Origin of the sequence: Shewanella inventionis (assembly GCF_014641855.1) — a bacterium.
Taxonomy (GTDB): Bacteria; Pseudomonadota; Gammaproteobacteria; order Enterobacterales; family Shewanellaceae; genus Shewanella; species Shewanella inventionis.
In genome coordinates, this window is record NZ_BMII01000017.1 from 98,285 (window position 1) to 122,845 (window position 24,561).

Here is a 24,561-nt window from a genome sequence, read left to right on the forward strand (position 1 = left end):
TGAATGATTATCTTATGGGTTATTGTTTTAAAAATTCAGCGTAAATCTCGAGTTGCACTTCGTCGCCAACTAACGGAATGTAACTTGCCATATCAAAATCTGAGCGTTTTATGGTGCCTGTTGCACTAAATCCCAAGGTGTATTTTCCTGTCATCCAATTATCTGCACCACCATGAAAACGAGCAATAAAACTGACAGGGCGGGTAACACCATGCAAGGTGAGTTGGCCATAAAATTCAAATTGTTCATCTACTAAAGGGTTAACGCCTTGGCTGATAAATAGGGCTTGAGGAAATTGTTGGCTGTCAAACCAATCGCTGCCTTGTAAAGTGTCGGCTAAGTCTGGGTTGTTGACATCAATTGAAGGGATATCGACCAGCGCCTGTAAACGGGATGTACTGATATTTTGCGGATCAAAACGTAAGCTGGCATCAAATTGGTTAAAGCGTCCTAAATAGGTCGATAACCCTAAATGTTGTATTTTAAATATTAATGCCGCATGGTTTGGGTCGAGTTTATATTGGCCGGTTTCCAGTGTGGCGAGATCTGCGTTAACCGAGGGTGCCAGCCAGCTAACACAGCTACTGAGACTAAAACACAGCGCGAAGCTTAAGCCCAACGCTAATGAACGAGACGTGATTTTCATGGTGCTGTGTCCTTAATATTGCTGTCGATTATCCACGTGTTAACACCAAATAACGCCAAAGCTTTTCTAACGGCCCCTGGTTAAAGTGGCGTAAATACACCTGCGCTAACCCTAATTGCACCATGCTGTAAATAATGGCAATAGAGAGATAGCCAATACGGTCGAGTTCTTGCTGCCATTGCGGGGCAAAGTAACGCAAGAGTAAAATGCCGACGATTGACTGTAATATGTATAAGCTAAAAGCTAATTTGCCGACATTTTGCAGTGCTGTTAAACGGTTTGGTTTGTTGCGGCAAACTAGGCAAATAATATGGATGTACACCAAAGCACAGGCTATGGCACTGAGCAGTAAAACCACATCAGAAAAACTGACCAGCATGGGGTTTTCACTGAAACTAAAAAGTGAGTCAATTACCGACAATAATACAGCCCAAAAAATGCATTTTTTGACTGTGATATTATCAAAACCGTGACTAAATACCTCTCGTTTATACAGCGCCATGCCAAGTAACATCAGCCCAGCAATAAACCACATTAGCGTGAGTGGAATGACCAAAATCATGTATCCAAACATCATTAAATGCATTAATAATTGCTCAGAATAACTGCCTGTCCATGCCGATAATTGTTCAATAAATAAAGCTGAACCACGCAGGTACACCTGCTCGTCTGGCGTTAGTGATATCAACGCGATAGGAATAAGCGACAAAAAGATAAACCATTTAGCCTGCCTCATTAACGCATCTGCATCGAGATAGCGGTATTTAAAAGCCAGTAATCCACTGACACCATACGACAGTAAAATATCGCCCGGGAAGATAAAAACCCCGTGAATAACCCCAAATAGAATCAACCAATATAAACGCCACTTTTGTTGTTTAAGTGACTTTTGTGCTGACGGCAGTGCTAACTGAGATTGATATTTTTCAAATTGAATTAACATACCCGCGCCAAAAATGATGGCGAATAAGCTAAAGAAGCGTCCTTCTAAGAAAAAGTTACTCGTAAGCTCTATGGCAATATCGCTAACCGGCTGTACAGCATGGGGGGCATAGCCATAAAAGCTATTGCCCATAAAATAGATATTTAAAAAGAAAATACCCAGCACACCCACACCACGAATGGCGTCAAGGTTGGCTAGACGTTTTTTGGGCGTTGGCTCGCTATGTTCATCCATGTTGGTGTTACTGTTAATCACAGAATTCCTTATATAATACGCGACCACTAAATGTTAAGTTGAGGTTGATTACATCATCAATACTGTAAACATGCCAGTCAATCAGATTTCACCATAATAAAAAAAACCAAGCACTTAGCTTGGTTTTTACTGCGGGTTATTCTTTAACGCTGTAGAAGCGTTATTTCGTTTTTTGTACTTCTAAAAACGGAATCGTACCCGTTGGCAGCATGGTGGTTGGCAGCTTGCCATCCCAGCGCTCAGCTTTGGTCAATTCAACTAAATTTTGGTTTTGCGCTAACGCTTCTGCACGGATTTTAATTGCCGAGGCTTCAGCGTTACCCTTAATACGAATACTTTCAGCTTCTGCAATCGCGCGGGCTAATTGTGAGTCTGCTTCAGCCTGTGCTTGAGTGACCGCAATTTGTGCGCTAACACGTTCTTTTTCAAGATTTTGCAATTGTGTTTGCACTTCGACTTCGGCGCGCATTCTGTCTTCTACTGACTTTTCGTACGCATTAGAAAAGTCGATATTCTCAATCTGTACTGAGGTAATGGTTACCGGACCTTTAATTGATTTAGTGATAGCCTCGGTCACATCAATACCAAACTTAATCCGCTCCTGTACTGCAGAAATCGCCGTATATTTACCAAATATGTTCTCCACTTGCGTCGGTACTTGGCGATCGAGTAGTCGCGACACCATAGAGTCGATGCCTTTAAACTTGGCATAGACTTCTTCAACGCGATCGGGCGGCACACTAAACGTCACTGACGCGCGCAACGTTGCGGGTTGTTGATCGCGGCTATAGGCTTGTAATGCTTGATAGCTTGCGGTGTGCGTTTGAGTTGAGATTTTTACAACAGTGTCCATTAGCGGAATTTTAAATCCAAGCCCAGGTTCAGCCGTGTCGATAATTTTACCGTTGCGCAATAACACACCACGCTCACCTTGGTCGATCGTATACCAGCTGCCGTACAAGCCAATAAGTAATATTAGCAATATCGACACAGGAATAATTTTACCTAAATGGTTGGTGCTGACTTTTGAAAGATCGTTTTTTAACATTGTGCTTCCCTAGCAAAAAATAAAATGAATATCATTTTATGGATGTTTTAGTGTTTTTGGGGTTTTTCAGAAATCCACAGCTTAATATGGCCCTGTACTACCACTATACCGTTCGTGTCATAGGCTTTTACGTCGACTAACATATCACCGACTTGCCACTGCTCTGGTTTTACCTCTGCGACACATAAAATGTCGGTCCCTGCTTTGGCGGTATAGTCTACCGACATACCTTTAGGGATCCAGCGTAAATGAGCTGGAATGGAGGCTTCAGCCATGGTGCCCATTGCCATTTCTAAGCCATTACAAATTGCAATCACGTGCACGGTACCAATATGGTTTTGCACTTTTTTACGTTTTTTAATAAGACATTCACAACGATTAACTTTTAAGTCGCTAATGTAAGGGTGAATGGTGCCAAAATAAGGTGCCATGCGGGCGACCATTTTAGAGAAAATGTGTTTTCCAAGAGGGTATGATGTCACTTTTTTGTAAAGCGACATGACTTTGTTAGGTTTTGTTGGTGTCATATAAAACTCTTTTCGTGTGAGAAAAACTATCTGGTCGGACGAGGTTAACATTGTTGTAACCTTGGGTGAAGTGACAACCACTCTTTTTCATCGCTCATTTGCTTAGCTACAGGTATAATTTTGCTAGCGTTGTTTATTTAAGGATAAATTTTGAAATCGAACCTGTTGTTGAATTATATCAAAGGCATGGCCATGGGAGCGGCTGATGTTGTCCCTGGTGTATCTGGCGGAACCATTGCATTTATTACCGGTATTTTAGACCCGTTGCTAGATGGTATCCGTAAAATTAATTTATCTTTGTTTGGGATTATTAAGCAGCAAGGGATTAAAGCGGCCTTTATGCACATTAATGGTCCCTTTTTAGTCTGTGTGTTTGGCGGCATCTTAACCAGTATTTTTACTCTAGCTAAGTTGATTTCGTGGTTATTAGCAACCCATGCTATTCCGGTTTGGTCATTCTTTTTTGGGTTGATTATCTACTCTGTTGTACACATGGTTAAACAGGTCGACAAATACACCGCAATGCGCATCGTGATGTTTATTCTTGGGGTTGTGTTTGCTTGGTCAATCACGGTATTACACCCAATTGAAATCCAGATAACCTACCTTAACTTCTTCTTTTGTGGCGCTATTGCCATATGTGCCATGATTTTACCTGGAATTTCTGGCAGTTTTATTTTGCTGTTGCTAGGCATGTACCCTGCGGTATTAGCTGCGGCAAAGAGCTTTGATATTGTGTATTTGGCGTGTTTTGCTGCTGGTGCCGCTATCGGTTTGCTGTGTTTTAGCCATGTATTGTCGGCCTTATTGCGTAAGTTTCACGATGCAACCGTGTTGTTTTTAACCGGATTAATGCTAGGTACTTTAGGTAAAATTTGGCCCTGGAAAGAAGTCATTAGCTGGCGTGAAAACAGCAAAGGTGAGCAAGTGCCTTTGCTAGAGCAAAATTTATCGCCGTTTCAGTTTGAGCAGGTTACAGGCGAACCCTCTCAAATTGCCTTGGCGGTTTTGTGCGCCTGTGTCGGCATAGGTTTGGTGTGGGGCCTAGAGTATGTAGGCGGCAAAGCCAAGGCTCAGGCAACCTAAGCTAACTGAAGCTAAGCTAAATTAGGTCATCAAAGCAGAACTTAGGTTCTGCTTTTTTTCGTATTTGCTTTGTTGAGCGATTCTTTACAGCGTTGATGACTGGCATCAATCCATTCGCCTCGATTAGCACGTTTTAGTTTGAATAAAATTCAACCAGCAAAGATTGGCAAGCCTAGTATTACTTCAATTTTTAATAGAAACATATTATTAATAATGAACTTAATTGATTCAAATGTCGTATTGTCAGCCATAATAACTATGCTATTAATCATGGTTAAAGTTACATAATAATTTGCCAATCATAGGCAAAATCTCATTCGGTCCAGGAGTGTAAAGCATGCCAAATACAGCCACATTTGTGCCAGAAAAAATCCAAATTGGGATCAGTAGTTGTCTCTTGGGTAATCAAGTTCGTTTTGATGGCGGCCATAAAAACTCATATTACTGCAAGCAAGAAATTGAACCGTTTTTTGAATACACCACAGTGTGCCCAGAAATGGCCATTGGTATGGGCGCACCACGTAAAAGTGTTCGTCAAATCCGCGATGGCGATATTGTGTATATTCGCAGTGCAGATGGGACCCTAGATGTTACTGATAAGCTCAATGAGTATTCTAAAAATAAAGTAGAAGAGCTCGACTATCTTGGTGGTTATATTTTATGTGCCAAATCACCCACCTGCGGAATGGAGCGGGTTACAGAATATAAAATCGGCACGAACAATGGCTCAAAAACCGGCGTTGGTGTTTTTGCTAAGGCATTAATGGAACGCTATCCATTTTTACCGGTAGAAGAAGAAGGCCGATTGCATGACTTACCCATCCGAGAAAACTTTTTTACTCGCGTGTTTGCCTACAACGATTGGAAAAAGATGATTGAGTCGGGCTTAACTAAGCACAAATTGATGCAATTTCATTCGCGTTACAAATATTTACTGATGGCGCACAGCCCTAAATGGTATCGCGAATTAGGCCCAATGTTGGCTGACATTCAAGATTTAGAGCAAACCGCACAACAGTATTTTGAGGGCTTTATGACGGCACTTAAAATCATCGCGACGCGTAAAAATCACACTAGCACCTTGCAGCACATTCAAGGTTATTTTAAGAAGCAATTAAGTGCAGATCAAAAAGAAGAACTGACCGAATCAATTTTAAAATACCGTCAGGGATTACTGCCTTTACTTGTGCCTATTACCTTGATTAACCACTATGTTCGTGAGTTTCATACTCCTTATATTGAAGATCAAGTGTATTTAAATCCGCATCCTGAAGCGTTAAAACTTCGTTATGCATACTAGGTTGAGGGTTAATGATTAACATGAATAGCTTGATGTGGTTTAGACAAGATTTGCGCGTTGCCGACAACCCTGCGTTAGTGGCGGCTTGTGAGTTTGCCAAGCAACATCAAGGCAATGTGAGAGCCCTATACATAGTGACGCCACAGCAATGGGCGCAGCATGATGTTGCGCCTATTCAGATTGATTTTATTGAACGTCATGTCAATTTATTAGCTCAGTCGCTTGCAGCATTAGGCATTGCATTAGACGTGCTGCATTTACATTGGTTTAGTGATACCCATGCAGCATTGAGTGATTATTTGCAACAACACAACATCAGTGCGGTGTTTGCAGGAAGTGAGCCCGAAATAAATGAACGACGCCGCGATGCTCTGTTAATCGAGCAGGGCGTACCACTGAGATTACTCGAGCAAGATTGTGTGCTTGCAGCCGGCGACGTGTCAAATTTGTCGGGTGACATGTACAAGGTATTTACACCATTTGCTAAAAAATGGAAAAGTATCACCTGCCAACGAGCCATATTGCCAGTTGCCGCGCCGGCACCCGTTGCGCCAGCATTAGCACAACCTGAGGCTATTGTGTTTGAGTGCAATAAACGCAGTAGTGAGCAATGGGCTGCAGGCGAGGGGGCTGCCAAGCGTATTTTAGATCAGTTTTTAGCCAGTCAAGTTGCCGACTACCAAAACGAAAGAGATTTCCCTGCGCTGGAGGGCACCAGTCGTTTATCGCCTTTTTTAGCTCTGGGTGTTATTAGTTCGCGCCAATGTGTTGCGGCTGTTTTAACGCGTTACCCTGAAGCATTAGTTGACGATACCAGTCCAGCTAAAACCTGGCTCAACGAGCTTATTTGGCGAGAGTTTTATCGCCATTTGCTGGTGGCGTTTCCACGGTTGTCGATGGCACAAAACTTTAATGAGTTAGGTGATGGCATTGTGTGGCGCAATAACCTTGAGGAGTTTCAAGCCTGGTGCGAAGGCCGAACTGGTTACCCGATAGTCGACGCCGCAATGCGTCAGTTAAATCAAACCGGCTGGATGCATAATCGTTTACGCATGGTGGTGGCCAGTTTTTTAACCAAGCATTTGTTGGTAGATTGGCGTTGGGGCGAGCGCTATTTTAGGCAACAATTGATTGACGGTGATTTAGCCGCTAATAATGGCGGCTGGCAATGGTCGGCCGGAACCGGTTGTGATGCGCAGCCTTACTTTAGGGTGTTTAACCCCATGACCCAAAGTAGCAAGTTTGACCCCGATGCCAGCTTTATTAAACGCTACATTCCTGAAATTGCCTCCTGGTCTATTAAAGATATCCATGAGCCTAAATCGGTTAATATGCACGACTTATTTGCCCAGCCAGATAATCAAGGGTATCCCAAGCCAATTGTTGAACACAAAATGGCACGCTTAAGAGCCATTGAAGTGCTAAGTGCATTAAAGCGCGGTTAGTTTCCTCATTAATCCTTTCTCGCTAATCCCCGTAGATATCGTTTTATATAAAGCCAGCACCCGTTTTCGGTGTTGGCTTTTTTGCGTTAGATCACACTATGACCTGCCTAGTTTGCATTAGCGATGAGTAATGATTGAAGTAACATAATGGGCAGCATACAATAGCCTTACTTAAAGATTTATATATAATGCATGTTTAAATCTTGTGCTCTTAACTCACTAAATGAGTGTGCTACTTATGCTAAATATTGATGATCCTGCTGATGTTGATAACACCCCTGCAATCTGGCGTTTAGGCTTTAGGCCGTTTTTTCTTGGTGGGGCTGCTGTGGCTGCGCTGTATATTCCACTGTGGTTAATGGGCTGGTTTACGCCGCAATATAGCTTATTTAACAGTGAGTTTTGGGCTAATGTTGTGCCGTTATGGTGGCATCCACATGAAATGTTATTTGGTTTCGCCATGGCAATTGTGTGTGGTTTTTTACTGACCGCAGTGCAAGCCTGGACTAATCAACCGACCATTAAAGGCCGAAGTTTGATGCTGACATTTGCTTGTTGGTTAATCGCCAGGCTCATGCTGCTATTACCCATGAATATTCCATTAGTGCTTCCGGCACTCTTTGACAGCTTATTTTTAGGCTTCAGTGCGTTTGCATTATGGCGTTGTATCTATCCGGTTAAGCAATGGCGAAATATCGGGTTTCCTATTCTGCTTATGGTGGCTCTGGTGGTCAATCTAGCCAGTTACTATGCATTATACCAACGAGACTTTTCGCTTTCGACTCAGCTATGGCAAGCCATGATTTGGTGGCTAGCGTTAGTGATTACCATTGTGGGGGGACGAGTCATTCCGTTTTTTACCGCCATGCGTATTCAACAACCCAAGCCAGATCCCATAAGTGTATTAGAAAATACATTATTATTGGCCATGGGATTATTGTTTTTACAAGCAATTACACATTGGTTTCCTAAAAGTGTAGAGCAAGTGTTATTGGCGGCGGCTGGTGGATTACACCTTGTTCGTTTTGCTCGATGGCAAGCGCATAAAACCTTGAAAGAGCCTATGTTATGGTCTTTGCATTTGGCGTATGTGTCATTGCCAATCACGCTTATTTTGATGGCAATTAACATTAACAACGAATATGCCTATCGAACCTTGTTGCATCTCTTTGCTGTTGGCGGCATTGCAGCATTGTGTTTATCAATGATCTCTCGTGTATCTCTTGGGCATACCAGTCGCAATATTTATCAAGGCCCCAATATGGCGTTTGCATTTATGAGCCTTGCTTTGGCTGCGGTGTTTCGAGCGATTATGCCGCTGCTAATGCCAGAGCACACCCAAATGTGGTTGTGGATTGCTGGGGCGTTTTGGTTTGTTGGCTTTGGTATGTTTGTGTGGTTTTATGCGCCAATTTTAACTCGCCCAAGGCTTGATGGCCGCCCTGGGTAACGCCAACTGATGTGTCACATTTATCTGTTATATCAATCAGGATAAATAAGTGATTAGAGATTACTGATTGGTATTAAGGCAACGGTATGATTAATTTATTAGTAGACGTGATGATGAAAGTTTCTCGGCCATTACGTAGCAAGACAGGGATTACAATACTGGTCGCAGGGCTGGCATTATTGACACTGACCTCTTGGTCTTTACAAAGTGAAGAGCTCGACCCAAATCAGATTAAGTTTCCTAATCAGTTTGCATCTTGGGAGGCCACAGTAGAGCAGGACGAAAGCGAAGATATGTTGGCGCAATATCCTGCCAGTATTATTTTGTGGGCAGGCTCATCTTTTGCCAAAGAATATCATAGCCCACGTGGCCACCAGTTTGCGGTTGCAGACGTTACTCATACTTTACGTACTGGTGTTGCAGTGGCTGAAGGTGACAAAGGCTTATCAGCCAGTTGCTGGACCTGTAAAACACCAGACGCCCCAAGACTGATGAAACAAATGGGGATTGAAGGGTATTCTGGTGCTAATTTTGTCGATTTAGGCCGTGAAATAAAATCGGTCGTGTATTGCAGTGATTGCCATGTCGATGGCAGTGCGGAGTTAACCTTACCTCGTCCATATGCTCAAGATGCCATGGCAAAAATTAAACTGCCATTTGATAAGCAAGACAGCACAATGCAAGGGGCGCAGGTATGCGGCCAATGCCATGTAACGTATTACTTTCAGCCAGAAAAAAGCAATAAGGTAAATATACCGTGGATTTTTGGCAGCACAGCTGATGACATTGAAAAATACTATGACACTCGCCGCTTTTATGAGTGGATCCACCCTATTTCAAAAACACCTATATTAAAGGCTCGTCACCCAGAATTTGAACACTGGAGTCGTTCTACTCACGCTAAAAAAGGGGTGACTTGCATTACCTGTCATATGCCACAAGTGAGCGATGATAAAGGGCAAACCTTTACCGATCATAAAGTGGCTGGCGCCATGGATAATTTTGATAAAACCTGCATTAGTTGTCATAGCAGTAAAACCGCATTAGCCAAGAAACTCGATAACGCTAAAAATGACATAAACGAGCGGGCACGAAATCTAGAGTTATTACTGGTTAAAGCCCATTACGAAGCAAAAGCTGCTTGGGATGCAGGCGCGACATGGCCACAAATGAATGATTCTATTATGGCTATCCGTCATGCGCAGTGGCGTTGGGATTTTGCCATGGCATCACATGGATTATATGCTCATAACCCTAAAGAGGGTGTGGCACTGTTGAGCGTAGCAACAGAGCAAATTACTTATGGTCGTGAAGCATTAGCTCGAATTTTAGCGCAACTTTCGGTTACTCAAGTTGAGTATCCTGATATTTCGACAAAGCAAACTGCCCATGCTGCTATAGGATTTATTGAAGCCGACGCGATTAAAGCAAAACAAGCGTTTATTAAAGACGAAGTGGATAAGCATTGGCATCCGGTGGCTAAAACCGGTTATTAATTTGCTTTGTTAACCCTTTGAATAACCACACGCCCGAGCCTAGCTTGGGCGTTTTGCTATTTATCTACCATAGTGATCTGTATTTTACCTTATCTCGTATTATCTCTTAATTAAATAAGTCTGAATTTGAATGCATGAAACACTTTGATCTTATTGTGATTTAAGGCATTGTTTATTTTATGCTCACAAGAATAGCATTAGAGGAGTTGGTTAATGCAAGGTGCACAATCGGTAGTTGATATATCAGCTGAACCATCAAATGGCGTAAATGCAACGTCTAGTCATGGCTACCCTGCTATTGTAGATGCATTTATTAATATGTATCAGCAACTTAACAAAGACAATTTGCATTTGCTACGCCAAGTTTATCGCGACGATATCGCTTTTCGCGATCCTATGCATCAGGTTAATGGCATCGACGATCTCACTCGTTACTTTGCCAATATGTACCTTAACGTTACCCACATTGAATTTAATATTAAAGAAGTGGTTGTGAGTCATAACAATAGCCAGGCGGCATTATATTGGACCATGACTTATTCGCACCCTAAGTTAAACAAAGGCCAGCAGATTCAGGTTGACGGCATGTCGCAACTTAAGTTTGATGACAAAATCTATGCCCATCGCGACTATTTTGACCTTGGGCAAATGTTGTATGAACAGGTGCCATTTTTAGGTGGGTTGATTGGTCTGTTAAAAAATCGGGCGGCCAAGTAATGGTGATGACAACCGCTAAAACGCCGGCAGTACTCATCACTGGTGCTAGCTCAGGCATCGGCTTTGCGTTGGCAGAATATTACCTTACTCAAGGTATGCAAGTGATTGCTTGTGGTCGTAACCGCGAGGCGCTGCAAAACATTAGCGGCGCGACACCACTTGCATTTGATATTACCGACAATGCACAAGTGCAAATTGCGGCCACTGAACTTAAGCGGTTGTTGCTCGATAACCATTGGCAATTACAGCACGTGATACTCAATGCCGGCAGTTGCGAATATATCGACGATGCATTGCATTTTGACTCGGCATTATTTGCCCGAGTGATTAACACTAATGTGATTGCGATGGGTTATTGTCTAGAACATTTTTTACCGTTACTTAGCCGTGGCGCTCAACTTGGGTTGATGAGTTCAAGTGCGACCTACTTACCGTTTCCTCGGGCTGAAGCTTATGGAGCATCAAAAGCGGCGATTAGTTATCTAGGTCGCAGTTTACGGGTCGACTTGGCCGAGCACGATATTGGCGTGAGTGTTATTTGCCCAGGATTTGTTAAAACTCCTTTAACCGATAAAAACGATTTTGCCATGCCAATGCAAATTACTGCTCAGCAAGCAGCAGTGGCTATTTATAACGGCATGCAACGCCAACGTAATGAAATTCACTTTCCGGGCAAATTTACCTGGTTACTTAAATTGGCTTCGTTATTACCAGAGTCATTGCTGGTGTCTTTACTAGCAAAGAAAAATAACAAAAATAGCACTAAGGATGATTAAATGAAAAATATCGCCGTGATCGGTACGGGTATTTCTGGCTTAACTTGCGCACATCTATTGAGCCGCAAACACAATGTTACCGTGTTTGAAGCTAATGATTATATTGGCGGACACACAGCAACGGTTGATGTTGAAGTGGCAGGTAAGTCGTATGCCATTGATACCGGTTTTATTGTATTTAACGACCGTACTTACCCACGATTTGAAAAACTCATGGAGCAGCTCAAAGTTAAATCCATGCCGACTGAAATGAGTTTTAGTGTAAACAACGCCATTACAGGGCTTGAATATAATGGTCATAATTTATGGAGTTTATTTGCCCAACGCCGAAATTTATTCCGCCCCAGCTTTTATCGATTCCTTGGCGAAATCGTGCGCTTTAATAACGGCTGTAAAGCGATTTATGAAGCCGACAACTACCCTAACGCCACATTGGGTGAATACCTAGATCAAAACAACTTTTCTGCCTTTTTTTGCGAGCATTATATTTTGCCCATGGGCGCAGCAATTTGGTCTTCCAGTATTGATGATATGCGCAGTTTTTCATTACGGTTTTTTATTCGTTTTTTTCAGCACCACGGTCTGCTCAACATTAATGACCGCCCACAATGGTATGTACTTGAAGGCGGCTCACGCAGTTACATTCCGGCATTAACCGCCCCGTTTAAAGAGCGCATTCACCTTAACTCACCCGTTACAGGCATTAAACGCAGTGACGATGGCGTGCAGGTGCAAGTGTCTCATGGCGAGTGGCAACAGTTTGATGATGTGGTATTAACTTGCCATAGCGATCAAGCATTAGCCATGCTTTGCGATCCAAGCCAAGACGAGACAGATATATTGGCACCAATGGCCTATCAAAATAATGAGGTCGTGCTTCATACTGATATTAATGTATTGCCAAAACGCAAAGCGGCTTGGGCAAGTTGGAACTATCGTCTTGATGGTAAAAATGAGTTAGATGTTGCCCAGCGTCCAGCGAGCGTCACCTATAACATGAACATATTGCAGCGTTTACCCAAAGATGCGCCAACCTTTTGTGTGACGTTAAATCAAACTGATTTAATTGATGAAACTAAAATCTTACGTAAATTTAATTATGCTCATCCGGTGTTTAATGACGCCAGCATGAAATCTCAAGCTAAAAAAGCGCTAATCAACGGAAAACGTCATACTTATTATGCGGGCGCCTATTGGCACAATGGTTTTCATGAAGACGGGGTGCGAAGCGCAGTTGACGTATGTAACTTATTTGGGATCACCTTATGACATTAACATCATCGCCACAGACCTTACATAGCGGCATTTATACCGGTACGGTGAGCCATCGTCGCCACGTGCCTAAAGTGCACAGTTTTGGTTACAAGTTGGCGATGATGGCAATTGATTTAGATGAAGTCGATGCCATATGTGCCAGCAGTAAGCTGTTTTCGACAGACAGGTTTACTCCGCTTAAATTTAAACCAAGCGACTACCTTAACGAATTGGATAAGCAATTTGCTGATGCATTCGTGTTGCCGCCAGCCTGTCATGGTGATGATGCCAGTGCGTTAAAACACCGGGTGTTAGCCACCATTAAGCATTTAGGCGCGAGCCAAGTATGCGATAAAGTGATTTTTTCGGGGCAAATTCGTCATTGCGGATTTTATTTTAGCCCGGTGAATTTTTATTTTTGTTACCACCAAGATGAAATGGTTTATATGCTGGCAGAGGTAAGTAATACCCCCTGGAATGAACGCCATTGCTATCTAGTGGACATGGCCAATACTACCCACACCGACAAGGTGTTTCATGTGTCGCCGTTTATGAATTTAGACATGCATTACTTATGGCGAATTACCGCGCCATCTAAGTTTTTAAAGGTGACCATTGAAAACCGCAACGCGAGCAACGATAAACTCTTTGATGCTGGTGTGGTGCTTAAACGCCAGGAGATAAGCGCGAAAAGTATCCGAGGTTTTATGCTGCATTTTCCGCTGATGACAGCAAACATTATGTTAGGTATTTATTGGCAGGCATTAAAGCTATTTTTAAAACGTATTCCTTTTGTGAGTAAACAAGCCACCAAAGCTTTGTAATTTGAGCACCCATAGCCAACAATCAATTGTAAACCAAATGGACAACTGCAGCGTATAAACACTTAATAAGGTTAAAAAGCCTATAACAGTGATGAACTGGAGACAAAAAATGGAAAATACGGCCACAGAAAGTAGCATGGCTCAAGCTGGTTTATCAGACAGTCTTGCAAGAAAGATTTTATTACGTGCACTGGCGCATCTTGCAGAAGGTCATTTAACAATTGTCGATGGGGCGGATACCGCAGCTTTTGGCGACACTAAAAGCGATATTCATGCCGTAATGCAAGTTAGGCATGCTAGTTTTTACCGTCAGGTAGTATTTGGGGGCTCAATTGGTGCCGGTGAAGCCTATATTCAAGGCCATTGGTGCAGCCCTGATTTAACAAAAGTGGTGCAAGTGTTTGCGCGCAACTTAGCCTTGCTCGACAACATTGAGCGTTATTTTTCGTGGCTAAGTAACGGCATTAGCCGTGTAAAACATGTGCTAAATCGTAATTCTGAGGCGGGTTCTAAGCGCAATATTTTGGCGCATTACGATTTAGGTAATGACATGTATCAGCAGTTTTTAGACCCAGAAATGATGTACTCAAGTGCGTTATATCCTAGCGATGACAGTACATTAAACGAAGCGCAAATTCATAAACTGCACACCATTTGTGAGCGTTTAGATTTAACCCCTGGGCAAACCCTGCTTGAAGTCGGCACAGGTTGGGGCGCATTAGCCATTTATGCAGCTAAGCACTTTGGCGTTAATGTTACCACCACAACTATTTCTGACGCGCAATATGACTATGCTGTTGCCCGTGTTAAGCAAGAAGGGTTAGAAGACAAAATAACCCTGCTTAAGCAAGATTATCGCCTGTTAACGGGCGAATACGACCGTGTGGTATCAATCGAAATGATTGAAGCGGTTGGTCATGAATACCTCGCTGGGTTCTTCGAAAAGCTACAAAACCTACTCAAGCCCAATGGTCTTATGCTTATTCAAGCCATTACCATTGCAGATCAGCGTTACGACAGCTACCGCAAGGGTGTTGATTTTATTCAACGTTATATTTTCCCTGGTGGTTGCTTACCCTCAGTGAGCGAAATGACCAAACACATTGCCAAAAAAACAGACATGGTCACCTGGTCTGTGAGTGACATGGGTAAAGATTACGCTCGTACGTTAAAACACTGGCATGAAAATTTTGATGCAGCTTACGATAAAATTAAAGCGTTAAATTACGGCGATGACTTTATCAGAATGTGGAAGTTTTACTTAAGCTACTGCGAAGGCGGCTTTTTAGAACGTACAACCAGTACTGTGCACTTGGTTGCCGTTAGGCCGCAATATCGCTTGAAATAAACTTGCTGATGCGACGAGGTGCTTATGCCTAACCCCAAGCTATTTATTATCCTAAACGCGTTATCGTTTCAGTTAGTTTGGTGGGCAGGTGTGCTGGCGGGTAATCAGCTTATTTTATTGTCTATTCTGCTTATTGCTGGGCACTTTCTGTTATCGCAATCGCCCCAAAAAGACGCCCAGTTAATGTGTTTTTGTGCTTTAGTTGGCATGAGTGTCGATACATTATTAACCTGGTTTGGTCTGTTTGTGTTTGCTCAAACGCCTTATTGGTTAGCGTTGCTTTGGTTAATTTTCGCATTAAGTTTGGGTTACAGTTTAGTGTTTTTTCAGCAGCTTAATTTAGTATTACAAGCATTGTTTGGTGGCATATTTGGGGCGCTAAGCTATATCGCAGGTGCTGAGTTTGGCGCGGTAGTGTTACCACACGGTCATTGGTTTAGCGGTATTGTGCTTGCGGTGATCTGGAGTGTGTTGTTTCCCGTATTATTGTTAATAAGTCGCGGTGAATACATGCCTAACATTACACAGAGGACTCGGCAATGAAATCGGTAAATGAAGCAGTTAATGTGACCCGTAATGCCTATCAATGGTTAGTTGAGTTGCTATTTGGTGTTGTAGGGGCCGTGGTAGTGATGCTTGTTGTGGCATTAAGCATAAGCGATGCTATGGCTAATCAAACCTTAGCAAACAATGCGAGTAGCCTTAAAAGTTCCAATGGTGTAAAAAATAGCGTTAGCATGTCAACAGCACCAACGGCTTTATTGCAAGTTGGGGCTGCGAGTATGAGCGTGCTGTGGTTAGATATTTACAGTGCAACTTTATACAGCCTCGACGGTAAATACCAAGCCAACCAACTGCCAATTAAGCTTGAAATAGAATATCACCGCGACATTGAAGCCAAAGATTTAATCGACGCCACTGTTGATCAATGGTTGCACATAGGGTTATCAAAGCAAAAAATTGATGAGTATCACGACCAGTTAGCTCAGGCATGGCCCGATGTGAAAGAGGGCGACAGGTTAACGTTTATGGTGAACTCAGCCACTCAAGCTGAGTTTTTATTTAATGATAAGCCTTACTTTGGCGTGACAAATGCAGACTTTCCTGCTGATTTTTTGGCGATATGGTTATCTGAAAAAACCAGTCGGCCTAAACTGCGTCAGCAATTGATTGGCATGAACTGAACAAACTAAGGTTGAAATATGATAGCTAAAATCACTCCATTTGTGCGCACAACATCGTGGCTAAAAAATTGGCGTCAAACAGCGTTATTTTCACTATTAGTGCTATGCGTTATGTCATGTTCGTCAGCATCGATAGATGATTATGCAGATACCACTCCAGGGCTCGATCTAGCAGAATTTTTTGATGGTAAGCTAACCGCTGCCGGTATTGTGCAAGATTTCTCAGGCAAGGTGACACGTAAATTTACCGTAACCATGGAAGCACATTGGAGCGATACCCCACAAGGTAAACAAGGGGTGATCAATGAGTGGTTTGTTTATGATGATGGAGAAAAGCAAACACGAGTGTGGACTATCATCGATAAAGGCAACGGTAAATATCAAGGCTCCGCCAATGACATTTTAGGTATTGCCCAAGGCGAAGCGCAGGGCAGTGCATTGCGCTGGCGTTACGATATGATTTTGCCAGTCGATGGCAGCGAATACGAAGTGCATTTTGACGATTGGATGTTTTTGGTTGACCAAAATACCATCATTAATAAAAGCGACATTATCAAGTTTGGCGTGACAGTTGCGCAAGTAACGTTAGTGATATCAAAGCAAATGTAAGAGAATGATCTCGTTGAGCATTTGCTAACTGATTTATGGGTAAAAGTGTTTTAGCTACTTTCTCGCCGTCCAACTCTCACGTCGTCCCGGCAATGCTTTTGAGCCGGGACCCAGGCGTTTTACTTTTTATGGTTTTCGGCCACTAACACTTCAGGCTGCAATTCCACCCTGAACGGCCAAATACGGCGTCGTCTCGGCAATGCTCTTGAGCCGGGATCCAGGTGTTTTGTTCTTTATGGCCTGCGGCCACGAATGCTTGAGGCTGCAATTCCACTCTGAACGGCCAAATACGGCGTCGTCCCGGCAATGCTCTTGAGCCGGGATCCAGGTGTTATTTTTTTCTTTGAACTTTTGTGCAGAATTTACTGTGGGTGGCTCTGTTTTATCAAAGTCTTATTTTACCACTGGGTAACGATACTCAATGAAATCACTTCTATGACACGCGGTAAACCCATCCATGGGCGCTCTGCGAAAACATCCATGTTTTCGAAGGTCATAGCCGCGATTACATCCGCCGTATGGGTATCTTCGATTCAACCTTGTTTGTTACTGAAAAATCTAACGCATTTATGGACAAAGCTTATTTGCTACTTTCACATCATCCAACTCTAACGTCGTCCCGGTTGTACTTTTGAGCTGGGACCCAGGTGTTTTACTTTTTATGGTTTTCGGCCACTAACACTTCAGGCTGCAATTCCACCCTGAACGGCCAAATACGGCGTCGTCCCGGCAATGCTCTTGAGCCGGGATCCAGGTGTTTGTTTTACCACTAGGTATCGATACTCAAATGAAATCACTTCTATGACACGCTGTAAACCCATCCATGGGCGCTCTGCGAAAACATCCATGTTTTCGAAGGTCATAGCCGCGATTACATCCGCCGTATAGTTATCTTCGATTTAACCTAGTTTGTAATTTAAAGATCTAACGCATTTATGGACAAAGGCATGTTAGCTACTGTCTCATGGTCCTAACTTTAATATCGTCCTAACTCTCACGTCGTCCCGGCAATGCTTTTGAGCCGGGACCCAGGTGTTTTGCTTTTTATGGTTTTCGGCCACTAACACTTGAGACAGCAATCCCCCCCTGCGCGGCCAAATAGGACGTCGTCCCGGCAATGCTTTTTAGCCGGGATCCAGGTGTTTTACTTTTTATGGTTTTCGGCCAAACCAGATCAAGAGTGGCCAATGGAAATAGGCCAGATAGAGCTATTAACTCAAACAAAAATAAGATGTTAGGCAACGATACTCAATGAAATCACTTCTATGACACGCGGTAAACCCATCCATGGGCGCTCTACGAAAACATCCATGTTTTCGAAGGTCATAGCCGCGATTACATCCGCCGTATGGGTATCTTCGATTTAACCTTGTTTGTAATTGGAAGAACTAACGCATTTCTGGACAAAACTACCTTCTTGTCGTCCCAACTCTAACGTCGTCTCGGTAGTGTTTTTGAGCCGGGACCTAGTGTTTTACTTTTTATGGTTTTCTGCCACTAACACTTCAGGCTGCAATTCCACCCTTAACGGCCAAATACGGCGTCGTCCCGGCAATGCTCTTGAGCCGGGATCCAGGTGTTTTGCTTTTTATGGTTTTCGGCCACTAACACTTGAGACAGCAATCCCCCTCTGCGCGGCCAAATAGGACGTCGTCCCGGCAATGCTTTTGAGCCGGGATCCAGGTGTTTTGCTTTTTATGATTTAGGCCAAACGAGATCAAGAGTGGCCTATGGAAGTAGGCCAACTAGAGCTATTAACTCAAACAAAACTAAGATTTTAGGCAACGATACTCAATGCAATCACTTCTATGACACGCGGTAAACCCATCCCTGGGCGCTCTGCGAAAACATCCATGTTTTCGAAGGTCATAGCCGCGATTGCATCCGCCGTATGGTTGTCTTCGATGCAACCTAGTTTGTAATTTAAGATCTAACGCATTTATGGACAAAACTACCTTCTTGTCGTCCCAACTCTAACGTCGTCTCGGTAGTGTTTTTGAGCCGGGACCTAGTGTTTTGCTTTTTATGGTTTTCAGCCACTAACGCTTCAGGCTGCAATTCCACCCTGAACGGCCAAATACGGCGTCGTCCCGGCAATGCTCTTGAGCCGGGACCCAGGTGTTATTTTTGCTTTGAACATTTGTGCAGGATTTGCTGTGAGTGACTCTGCTTTACTGCTTTATTGTCACACTAGGCAACGATACTCAAATGAAATCACTTCTATGACACGCGGTAAACCCATCCATGGGCGCTCTGCGAAAACATCCATGTTTTCGAAGGTCATAGCCGCGATTACATCCGCCGTATGGTTGTCTACGATGCAACCTTGTTTGTTACTGAAAAATCTAACGCATTTATGGACAAAGCTTATTTGCTACTTTCGCATCGTCCTAAGTCTAACGTCGTCTCGGTAGTGTTTTTGAGCCGGGATTTAGGTGTTTTACTTTTTATGGTTTTCGGCCACTAACACTTCAGGCTGCAATTCCACCCTGAACGGCCAAATACGGCGTCGTCCCGGCAATGCTTTTGAGCCGGGATCCAGGTGTTTGTTTTACCACTAGGCAACGATGCTCAATGCAATCACTTCTATGACACGCGGTAAACCCATCCCTGGGCGCTCTGCGAAAACATCCATGTTTTCGAAGGTCATAGCCGCGATTACATCCGCCGTATGGGTATCTTCGATTCAACCTAGTTTGTAATTTAAGATCTAACGCATTTATGGACAAAACTACCTTCTTGTCGTCCCAACTCTTACGTCGTCTCGGTAGTGTTTTTGAGCCGGGACCTAGGTGTTTTGCTTTTTATGGTTTTCAGCCACTAACGCTTCAGGCTGCAATTCCACCCTGAACGGCCAAATACGGCGTCGTCCCGGCAATGCTCTTGAGCCGGGACCCAGGTGTTATTTTTGCTTTGAACATTTGTGCAGGATTTGCTGTGAGTGACTCTGCTTTACTGCTTTATTGTCACACTAGGCAACAATACTCAATGCAATCACTTCTATGACACGCGGTAAACCCATCCCTGGGCGCTCTGCGAAAACATCCATGTTTTCGAAGGTCATAGCCGTGATTACATCCGCCGTATAGTTATCTTCGATTTAACCTAGTTTGTTATTTAAAGATTTAACGCATTTATGGACAGAAGTGCGTTAGTGCAAAGGGTCTAAAAATGGGTAGTGGGATTAGTAAATGTATTGGTATCAGTTAAAGTTTACACTGACCCCACATATCAAAGTTTACACTGACCCCACATATCAAAAGTTTACACTGACCCCACATATCACAGTTCTGGACAACATAACCATGTTAGTATGCCTTTAATCCCATATTAACCTTGCGCAAATAAACGCAACTAACTGAAAAATTAGAAATGCTAGAAAGAATAATAAAAATTGAAAACATCAAGCAATGGCAACACAAGAGAGCATTGACTCAAGGGTTTGATAAGCTAAACCTGATCTACGGCCGAAATGGCTCTGGTAAGTCTACGCTAAGTAAGGTCTTTAATTTTATCAATGAAAACGACAAAGCTGCGATAGAAGCGTTAAAGCCTCAAGAATCTGATGGTGTACCAGCTCTCAACCTTCGAGTTGGCGGTAAAAACATAACGCTAAACTCGCTTCAAACACCGTTTAATTTTCAAGTATTCAATCAAGAGTTCATTGATAGTAACCTTTATATTCCTAATGCTAAAGATCGTAGTCAACTCACTAATTATTATGAGTTTTCATTAGGTAAAGTATCAGTATTAAAGGAACAAGAGATTGATACACTTAAAGCAGAAATTGACGCTATCAACGTTCAGCTAAGCCCAATTGATACAAGACTTACTACGACATTTCCCAGCAAAACAGTTGCTAAAATCCGTGGTATAAAAGCTACTCCTAACGCTGATGCTGAGATTGCAAGTCTTGAAGCTCAAATCCAAGATTTGAAGAGTGTAGAACACTACAAGAGCCGTAAAAAGCCTACCCCCCTGGCTCTGACTAAGCCAGATTTAGATACAAGCATCTTCACACTAAACATCGAGAGTCTGTCAAAAGAAGCACAAGAAAAAGTTGAGCTGCACATTGCTAGTAATCTTAAAGAGCGTGATGTTATGTGGCTTGAAACAGGCACTCAACTGGTAAACGAATCAGACAATTGCCCTTTTTGCGCTCAACCTCTTGTAAACTCCAATATCTTTAGGCTGTATCAGGACTTCATTAATGATTCGTACACTAAAGCTAGTGATAAGTTCGAACATGATAGTGACCAGTTCGAATTAGATGTAAGAGACATTGGTTGTAAAATTGAAGAATTAGAAGCTCTAGTGAAATCCAATAGTGAGATTATCAAAACTTGGTCAGATCGCATCACAGGCTTCAATCCTCAATATGATTTTAAAGACCTTAATTCTTTATCAACATCAATCGTATTTGAATGTGTCAACCTGATCAAAGAGAAGAAAAAAGACTTATTGTTAAAAACTAATTTCACCAAGTTCAATCAACTATTTGATAGTCTTTTCAATAGGTTTGATTTCTCGGCATACAACAGTGAAGTGCAAGAATTTAACGAGCAAGTTACTAAGTTTTTGAACCAACTAGCAACTGGTTCAACTCAAGATCTCCAAGCCAAGATCGACAACATTGAAGAAACCAAAAAGCGTTTTGAGACTGAAATAGTTGAAGATTTGGTTAATCACAAGTCTCTGTCTGATGACAAAAAAGACAAGACTAAGAGGATCAAAGAACTAAAAGAAGAAATTGATAAAGATCAGGAAGATAGCATTAAAACACATAAAGATTCTATTAACCTGCTATTGAAAAACTTTCACTCAATGATACGAATCAAAGAGCTTGATAAGGACAATAAAGGTAGAGGCGGTTCAACTCGTCTTAAGTATGTAATAACCTTTATCGACAAAGAACTTTCAGTTGAAAATGTGGATGATAACAAACACATTTTTGAGCACGTTCTGAGTCTCGGTGATAGATCTGCTCTCGCTCTAGCATTTTTCTTATCTAAGTTTGCCAAGCCTAATAGCGACGATTCCATCGTTGTTTTAGATGATCCTATGTCATCCTTAGATAACTACCGCAAAGACGCAACTATCGTTGAGATCGAAAAGCTGATTAACAACGGCTATCAAACCATCGTATTTAGTCACGATCCATTCTTTTTATCTGAGATTCAAAAATACTCGATATTATCTCAACATACCAAGTGCTTTGAGATTGATGTGACATATAAAAAGTCAGATCCTCTTAAGCCTGACAGTTCTCAATACATATCTAGTCAAATGGTAGAAAGAAGCGACTATGACTCTCACGTTCTTCACTCCTACCACAAAGAATATAATAAGCTCTATGATTTTGTTGCTGACGCCAAAGATGAATCAAAGGTTGAAGTGGCTCGTTCTATTCGCCCTATTTTAGAAGCACACCTACGCTTCTTATACCCTAGAGAGTTTAACGGAGGTATTTGGCTAGGTAATATGATTACGATTATTCGAGATGAGACAGATCCTAATAGTCACTTCTACGATAAACACAATCAGATAAGCCAAATCACTAAAATTAATGAATTTTCTAAGGCGTTTCATCACGCTGATGGTTTTGATACTAAGATTCAAAGCTTAGATCTACAAACCGTTCAATCGTACGCTCAAGAAACGCTGCTATTCGTTACTGGTATTTAAAAAACACCTCAAAAAGCTCTGCCTTATCGGTAGAGTTTTTCTGTATTAGGTTTTCTCATAGTGCAGTAAACGACCGTAACAAGGTTTGGGGCAGACATATGTTAGACCTTAATGAGTTCTTCACCAAAAGTGCAAAAACCAAACTTTAACATGTGCGCACTGCAAGATGATTAATCTTCGCAGTTGTAAAAAATGGACTCAATTGAGTCCATTTTTATTGGTGGTCAATAACGATTAACCTTTTAATTTTGATGAGTCTTGTTGTTTTTTATCGTAGTACTCAAACGGAAATTGATTGCGAATTTGTTGGGTTAAATTGTCACCCACGTTGGCAGAAACATGCAGGCGCACGTGTCCTGATTTTTCAGCCCTCACGGTGCAAGTGAGTTTATTTGTTTTGGCAATTGTGCGGCATTCGCGTTCAAAGCGCTCTGGGATTTTACCTTTGTGGCTTGTTAGCTTTCCGTCTTTAAAATGCATTTCAAACAGTGTTAGCCCGCGACTGCCGCTAAAAATGAGTTTATAGGCTAAAAAGAACAGCCCAACAATAATGAGGATTTTTATGATGTTGTCAGCCATTGTTCGCTCCTTTGTGGCGTTTATTTTTTTACTATACCCAATCAACCAGAAGATGCTCAAACCATGCATCTTCTGCGATACTATGTAAGGGTAAGATACTCTCGTAACACCTGTATGCAATGTTATTTTGTTGAAATCTATGAGCAAGATCGAATACTGATAAAAACCGCTTATCAAGTAAATATTTTGTGACACATTTATTAGGTCAATATGGACGTTATAATTAATTTAAGGACAAATTTATGCCTATCTCTAATGCAGCGCGTTGGACCGAAATCTGTGAAATTTAAACTAAATTAATGCGCGGGCTTGCTCACCAATTTCCACAACGTAGCCAGCAACTCAATCACATTGCTGATGGTTGGCAAGGGGTAAAGCAACAGGCACAAGGCCAGGGTGTGGCAGTAAAGTAATGCTAAACTTGATAAAAAACCGCCAATGGCGGTTTTTATCGATATACCATATAGCCCATGGGCTTATTCATTACGCTTAAAATGCATAGCTCACGCTAGCTAATAAGGTGCCAGAGTTTTTATAAACCCCAGAGTTAACTTCATAATCACCATCGATATCCGTGTCTAGGTACGCCACAGAAACCGCAAAGCCGCTAAACTCTGTTGATACGCCAATAGAGTAATCTGAGTAGCTGTCAAAGCCTTCACCGTCATCAATGGCGTCGCCAAAGTTATAGCCATAATGTAAGTCTAGGCTCCAATCTTCGGCAAATCCCCAGCTGTAGTTAATTTCAGTGTAATGAAGGGCTAAATCACTTCCGCCATAATCATCGGTATACCAGTATGCGGCTCTAAAACCATTAAAATCGATACCCGCGCTGACTTCTAAATAGTCTAACTCACTGTCACCTGGGTAGTTGTAACGGTAAAGCGTTAGGTCATAACTGGTGTCATCGTTAATTTCGCCGTAGTAACCTGCATAGAGATCTACTTCAACGTCCGGGCCATTATAACCTGGCTCATCAAAGTCGACATTACTGCCCCAGGCACCTACAAAAAAGCCGCTATCGTGGCTCCAGTCAATGTTGGCTTGCAGTGCTGGGTCGCCTGCAGTTTGTGATACACCACGAAAGCGGTAATCGTTAGTCACGCTTACCGCGCCAGACACTTCTGCCATAGCAAGTGGTGCAAGCAGGGTAGCTGATAGTGTTAATCCGCTTAACAGTGCAATTCGCGTTCTTTTAAATGTTGTCGACACGATATTATCTCCATTTACATAAAGTACAGCAGCTAGTACCATTTCAATTTAGTTATGATCGATTGAGCTACCATTCCAATGGTAGCTCATCGGTCTTTATTAATACTTTCAAAGAACGACTTTCTCTCGGCGTTCGGCTGATCAATTTGTCTGTTTCTAACTTCAAAATTGTCTGAT

General features: G+C 42.4%; 21 protein-coding genes. 14 read left to right on the forward strand and 7 right to left on the reverse strand.

Annotation, left to right across the window (positions count from 1 at the left end; genetic code table 11):
* Window positions 1–19 precede the first annotated feature (19 nt).
* From IEW93_RS11520 to IEW93_RS11535, 4 genes are all read right to left on the reverse strand, one after another.
* Entirely contained in the window at window positions 20–646 is a 627-nt protein-coding gene (locus IEW93_RS11520; protein ID WP_188739469.1) for a YceI family protein, read from the reverse strand.
* A gap of 28 nt (window positions 647–674) precedes the next feature.
* Window positions 675–1,844: a DUF418 domain-containing protein gene (locus IEW93_RS11525; RefSeq protein ID WP_223418659.1), complete on the reverse strand. Its 1,170-nt coding sequence runs from the start codon at window positions 1,842–1,844 to the stop codon at window positions 675–677.
* Window positions 1,845–2,004: 160 nt separating this feature from the next.
* Window positions 2,005–2,892, reverse strand: a complete 888-nt coding sequence (locus tag IEW93_RS11530) for a prohibitin family protein (RefSeq protein WP_188739470.1) — start codon at window positions 2,890–2,892, stop codon at window positions 2,005–2,007.
* Between the two features lie 47 nt (window positions 2,893–2,939).
* Complete coding sequence (locus tag IEW93_RS11535; protein ID WP_188739471.1) at window positions 2,940–3,419, reverse strand: hotdog fold domain-containing protein; 480 nt, start codon at window positions 3,417–3,419, stop codon at window positions 2,940–2,942.
* Window positions 3,420–3,569: 150 nt separating this feature from the next.
* Here IEW93_RS11535 and IEW93_RS11540 point away from each other — a divergent pair, with 150 nt between their 5' ends.
* From IEW93_RS11540 to IEW93_RS11600, 13 genes are all read left to right on the forward strand, one after another.
* The gene (locus IEW93_RS11540) at window positions 3,570–4,505 is read left to right on the forward strand and encodes a polyprenyl-phosphate transporter (protein WP_463008540.1); all 936 of its coding nucleotides are present in this window, start codon (window positions 3,570–3,572) and stop codon (window positions 4,503–4,505) included.
* Window positions 4,506–4,842: 337 nt separating this feature from the next.
* The gene (locus IEW93_RS11545; RefSeq protein ID WP_188739472.1) at window positions 4,843–5,805 is read left to right on the forward strand and encodes a YbgA family protein; all 963 of its coding nucleotides are present in this window, start codon (window positions 4,843–4,845) and stop codon (window positions 5,803–5,805) included.
* An 11-nt stretch (window positions 5,806–5,816) separates the two neighbouring features.
* Window positions 5,817–7,250, forward strand: a complete 1,434-nt coding sequence (gene phrB, locus IEW93_RS11550; RefSeq protein WP_188739473.1) for a deoxyribodipyrimidine photo-lyase — start codon at window positions 5,817–5,819, stop codon at window positions 7,248–7,250.
* A gap of 238 nt (window positions 7,251–7,488) precedes the next feature.
* The gene (locus IEW93_RS11555; protein ID WP_188739474.1) at window positions 7,489–8,700 is read left to right on the forward strand and encodes an NnrS family protein; all 1,212 of its coding nucleotides are present in this window, start codon (window positions 7,489–7,491) and stop codon (window positions 8,698–8,700) included.
* A gap of 86 nt (window positions 8,701–8,786) precedes the next feature.
* Window positions 8,787–10,196: an ammonia-forming cytochrome c nitrite reductase subunit c552 gene (locus IEW93_RS11560; protein WP_188739475.1), complete on the forward strand. Its 1,410-nt coding sequence runs from the start codon at window positions 8,787–8,789 to the stop codon at window positions 10,194–10,196.
* A gap of 318 nt (window positions 10,197–10,514) precedes the next feature.
* Window positions 10,515–10,913: a nuclear transport factor 2 family protein gene (locus IEW93_RS11565; RefSeq protein WP_223420118.1), complete on the forward strand. Its 399-nt coding sequence runs from the start codon at window positions 10,515–10,517 to the stop codon at window positions 10,911–10,913.
* A complete protein-coding gene (locus IEW93_RS11570; RefSeq protein WP_188739477.1) occupies window positions 10,913–11,689 on the forward strand; it encodes an SDR family NAD(P)-dependent oxidoreductase in 777 nt (258 codons plus the stop codon). Before IEW93_RS11565 ends, IEW93_RS11570 begins: the two co-directional genes overlap by 1 nt.
* Window positions 11,690–12,958: an NAD(P)/FAD-dependent oxidoreductase gene (locus tag IEW93_RS11575; protein ID WP_188739478.1), complete on the forward strand. Its 1,269-nt coding sequence runs from the start codon at window positions 11,690–11,692 to the stop codon at window positions 12,956–12,958.
* Window positions 12,955–13,767 (forward strand): DUF1365 domain-containing protein, encoded by an 813-nt coding sequence (locus IEW93_RS11580; protein ID WP_188739479.1) that lies wholly within the window; start codon window positions 12,955–12,957, stop codon window positions 13,765–13,767. Before IEW93_RS11575 ends, IEW93_RS11580 begins: the two co-directional genes overlap by 4 nt.
* Window positions 13,768–13,876: 109 nt before the next feature.
* On the forward strand, window positions 13,877–15,115 hold the full coding sequence (locus IEW93_RS11585; protein ID WP_188739480.1) for an SAM-dependent methyltransferase: 1,239 nt from the start codon (window positions 13,877–13,879) through the stop codon (window positions 15,113–15,115).
* 24 nt (window positions 15,116–15,139) lie between these two features.
* Entirely contained in the window at window positions 15,140–15,658 is a 519-nt protein-coding gene (locus IEW93_RS11590; RefSeq protein WP_188739481.1) for a DUF2878 domain-containing protein, read from the forward strand.
* On the forward strand, window positions 15,655–16,299 hold the full coding sequence (locus IEW93_RS11595) for a chalcone isomerase family protein (protein WP_188739482.1): 645 nt from the start codon (window positions 15,655–15,657) through the stop codon (window positions 16,297–16,299). Before IEW93_RS11590 ends, IEW93_RS11595 begins: the two co-directional genes overlap by 4 nt.
* A gap of 111 nt (window positions 16,300–16,410) precedes the next feature.
* The gene (locus IEW93_RS11600; RefSeq protein WP_223420116.1) at window positions 16,411–16,908 is read left to right on the forward strand and encodes a DUF3833 domain-containing protein; all 498 of its coding nucleotides are present in this window, start codon (window positions 16,411–16,413) and stop codon (window positions 16,906–16,908) included.
* A 683-nt stretch (window positions 16,909–17,591) separates the two neighbouring features.
* On the opposite strand, the gene IEW93_RS11605 is transcribed toward IEW93_RS11600, so the two are convergent.
* The gene (locus IEW93_RS11605) at window positions 17,592–17,771 is read right to left on the reverse strand and encodes a hypothetical protein (RefSeq protein WP_188739484.1); all 180 of its coding nucleotides are present in this window, start codon (window positions 17,769–17,771) and stop codon (window positions 17,592–17,594) included.
* A gap of 2,509 nt (window positions 17,772–20,280) precedes the next feature.
* Between IEW93_RS11605 and IEW93_RS11610 the strand changes: the two genes are divergently transcribed.
* Entirely contained in the window at window positions 20,281–22,593 is a 2,313-nt protein-coding gene (locus IEW93_RS11610) for an AAA family ATPase (RefSeq protein WP_188739485.1), read from the forward strand.
* 234 nt (window positions 22,594–22,827) lie between these two features.
* On the opposite strand, the gene IEW93_RS11615 is transcribed toward IEW93_RS11610, so the two are convergent.
* Window positions 22,828–23,172, reverse strand: a complete 345-nt coding sequence (locus IEW93_RS11615; protein WP_188739486.1) for a DUF3634 family protein — start codon at window positions 23,170–23,172, stop codon at window positions 22,828–22,830.
* 489 nt (window positions 23,173–23,661) lie between these two features.
* The gene (locus IEW93_RS11620) at window positions 23,662–24,384 is read right to left on the reverse strand and encodes a TorF family putative porin (RefSeq protein ID WP_223418657.1); all 723 of its coding nucleotides are present in this window, start codon (window positions 24,382–24,384) and stop codon (window positions 23,662–23,664) included.
* Window positions 24,385–24,561 lie beyond the last annotated feature (177 nt).